The organism is Bradyrhizobium sp. (assembly GCF_016462955.1).
Classification (GTDB): Bacteria; Pseudomonadota; Alphaproteobacteria; order Rhizobiales; family Xanthobacteraceae; genus Bradyrhizobium.
Genome location: NZ_JAEMSD010000317.1, coordinates 4,782 through 8,286, shown reverse-complemented (window position 1 = coordinate 8,286; position 3,505 = coordinate 4,782). Strand labels below are relative to the sequence as shown.

Here is a 3,505-nt window from a genome sequence, read left to right as displayed (position 1 = left end):
GCGGCGCCTGCCAAATCCGAACCTGTGAAGACGGAAGCGGCGCCCGCCGCCGAGCCGGCGGCCAAACCGGCCGCGGCAGCCGCCCCGAAAGCAGCGGCATCCAAGCAGCCGAGCCCTGCGCAGGTTTCCGCAATCAAGAGCGCCTGCCGCGGCGACTATCCCAAGGTCTGCGCCAGCGTGCCGCCGGGCGGCGCCCCCGCGCTGGAATGCCTGGAGAAGAACAAGGCGAAGGTGTCAGCCGGCTGCGCCAAGGCCGTGAATGCCGCATTCGGTGGCGGAGCGGCCGCAACCGCTGCGCCCGCAGGCCCAGCTCCGGCCGCAGCTGCTCCCGCGGCCGCGCCCGCCGCGGCGCCGGCCACGATCACGCTGCGCCCTTTGCTGCCGCGGGAAGAACTGTTCATCGTCCGCTCGGCCTGCGGCGCCGATATCCGCACGCTCTGCGCCGGCGTGGCGCCCGGCGGCGGCCGGATCATCCAATGCATTTCCAACCGCGCGGCATCGCTGTCGCCGGCCTGCAGGGACGTGCTCGCTCCTTTCGCCGCGCGATGAGGCGGAGCGGACTTGAATTCGTTCGCGGCATGAATTGCGGTGCGCGACGTGAAAATTGCGGTCCGTGACGCGAATGTTTTCGCGTGCTGAGGCGTAAACTAACCGACCCTTTTTGAAAGGCCGTTACACCACGACTAGCCACGGGAGAACAACATGCGTTCATTGCTACTCGTTGCTTCTGCGCTCTTCGCCTTTGCCGCGACCATGACGTTCGAGGCCACCGACGCCAATGCGGTGGTGTGCGCCCGCGGCGTCGTTCGTGCCGGCTGCGCCGGTCCGAACGCGGCCGTGGTCGTCCGCAAGCCGGTGCCAGCGGTCCGCTGCACCCGGGTGCTGGTGAACGGGGTCTATGTGAAACGCTGCGTCTGACGCTCCGGTGGCCAACCCGCCCCGGTTTGGCTATGATTCCCAGCTGACGGTCCGGACGCTCGCAAAACGTGTGTCCGGACACGAGCTACGGCGCGCCGATCCTGGCCGATAATTCCGCTGGCGCGAAACGCCGGAGCACATTAGTCTACCCCTAGATAGTAAGTATACTGTCAATTAGGGAGGCAGACGTTGCGGATCGCCGTGATTGGCGGAGGGCCCGGTGGGCTCTATTTCGCCTATCTCTGGAAGAAGCGTCACCCCGAGGATCAGGTCGACCTGTTCGAACAGAACCCGGCCGACGCGACCTGGGGCTTTGGCGTCGTGTTCTCGGACCAAGCGCTGGAGTTCCTGCGGGCCGACGACCCCGATACGGTCGACGCGATCGCGCCGCATATGGAGAGCTGGGAGAACATCACGCTGAACCTCGGCGGCGACAGCGTCGCCATCGACGGGGTCGGCTTCTCCTCGATCGGGCGGCTAGAGCTGTTGCGCTTCCTGCAGCAGCGCGCGCTCGATGTCGGCGTCACGCCGCGCTTCGAGACGCAGATCCACGCCATCGACCAGCTCAACGGCCATGATTTGATCGTCGCAGCCGACGGGCTGAACTCGCTGGTGCGCCGCGCCTATGAGGGCGATTTCGGCACGTCGCTGTCCTACTCCTCCAACAAATTCGTCTGGTACGGCACCTCGAAACGATTCGACACGCTGTCCCAGACCTTCGTGAAGACCGAGCGCGGTGCCTTCAACGCCCATCACTACCGTTACTCGCCGACCATGAGCACCTTCCTGGTCGAATGCGATCACGCCACATGGCAGGCCTATGGCTTCGCCTACAAGGACGTCGAGCAGTCCAAGGGCGTCTGCGAGGAAGTGTTCGCCGACACGCTCGGCGGCCATTGCCTCGTCTCCAACAAATCGGTCTGGCGCAACTTTCCCTGGGTCTGGAACGAGCACTGGTCGTTCAAGAACATGGTGCTGCTCGGCGACGCGCTGCACTCGGCGCATTTCTCGATCGGCTCGGGCACGCGGCTTGCCATCGAGGACGCCATCGCGCTGGTCAAGGCGCTGGAATCGGACGCGCACCTCGCGACCGCGCTGCATCGCTACCAGGCCGCGCGCAAGCCCATCGTGCAGAAGCTCGTCAATGCCGCGCGCACCAGCGCGTTCTGGTACGAGCACTTTGCCCAGCACATCAAGCTTCCGCTGATGGACTTCGCCTACAGCTACATCACCCGCTCAGGCCGCATCGACGATTCCCGGCTGCGCGCGATGTCGCCGGCCTTCATGACCCGCTACGAGGCCGCCAAGAGTGGCGGGGACACCGGCGGAGACGAGGCATGAGCCACGCGATTTCCGATCAGGTCCCCGCCGACAGCGCTGGCGCACGCGAGATCGGCTTTGCCGTCCCCGAGATCTACAACGCCAGCCGCATCCTGTTCGACAATCTCGCCGAGGGCCGCGGCGACAAGCGCACGCTGATCGGCCCCGCGGGCACGCGGACCTATGCCGAGCTCTGCGACGAGGCTTGCCGCTGGGGCAACGGCTTTGCCTCGCTCGGCCTGAAGCGCGGCGGCCGGGTGCTGCTGTTTCTCGACGACACGCCGGCCTATCCGGCCGCGTTCTTCGGCGCCGTGCGCGCCGGCTTCGTGCCGCTGCTGATCAACACGCTGACGCCGCCGGACCTCCTGCAATTCTATCTCGCCGATTCCGGGGCTGAAGTTGCGGTGGCGGACGCCGAGTTCTGCGCGCGCTTCAATGCGGAGGCCTGCAGGGACACCAGGCTGCGTACGCTCATCGTCGTCAACGGTGCGGCGGAGGACCACGCCGTGCCGAGGGCGCTCGCGGCAGCCGACTGGCTGGCGCAATTGCCCACGGAACTTGCGGAAGCGGACACTCATCGCAACGAGATGGCGTTCTGGATGTACTCGTCCGGCTCGACCGGACGGCCCAAGGGCATCGTGCATCTCCAGCATGACATGGCCTATAGCGATCTCGCCTTCGCGAAGGACATCCTGAAGCTGACGCCGAACGACATCTGCTTCTCGGTGCCGAAGATCTTCTTCGCGTACGGCTTCGGCAACTCCATCACCTTCCCGTTCTCGGCCGGCGCCGCGACGCTGTTGCTGCCCGGCCAGCCCAAGCCGGCCGCGATCTTCGCGGCGATCGAACAGTACAAGCCGACGGTCTTCTTCGGCCTGCCGACGCTCTACACCTCGCTCACCAAGGCGGGAGGCGCGGACAAGACCGATTTCTCGTCGCTCCGCATGTCGCTCTCGGCCGCCGAGGTGCTGTCGGCCGAGGTCTTCAACGGCTGGAAGACACTCAGCGGCCTCGAGATCGTCGAAGGCCTCGGCTCCACCGAGGTGCTGCACATCTATCTCTCAAACCGGCCCGGGCAGAAGAAGCTCGGCGCCGCGGGCCTTCGCGTGCCCGGCTACGAGGTCGCGCTGCGCGACAAGGACGGCCGCCACGTCGGCGACGGCGAGGAGGGCATCTTGTGGGTGCGCGGCGATTCCAACACGCCGCTGTACTGGAACCGGCCGGACAAATCCGCAGAGACCATCCGCGAGGGCGGCTGGATCTACAC

Annotated in this window: 4 protein-coding genes; all 4 read left to right on the top strand. The window is 66.2% G+C overall.

The features are described from left to right. Nucleotides 1–549: cysteine rich repeat-containing protein (locus JHD07_RS26390; protein WP_291627393.1), on the top strand; the 549-nt coding region annotated here is incomplete at its 5' end. Between the two features lie 153 nt (nt 550–702). Further along, nucleotides 703–918, top strand: coding sequence for a hypothetical protein (locus JHD07_RS26385; protein ID WP_291627392.1), 216 nt, complete (start codon nt 703–705; stop codon nt 916–918). Between the two features lie 189 nt (nt 919–1,107). Continuing rightward, complete coding sequence (locus JHD07_RS26380) at nt 1,108–2,259, top strand: FAD-dependent monooxygenase (RefSeq protein WP_291627391.1); 1,152 nt, start codon at nt 1,108–1,110, stop codon at nt 2,257–2,259. Next, a partial coding sequence (locus JHD07_RS26375) for an AMP-binding protein (RefSeq protein WP_291627390.1) occupies nt 2,256–3,505 on the top strand: 1,250 nt, incomplete at its 3' end. The genes JHD07_RS26380 and JHD07_RS26375, both read left to right, overlap by 4 nt.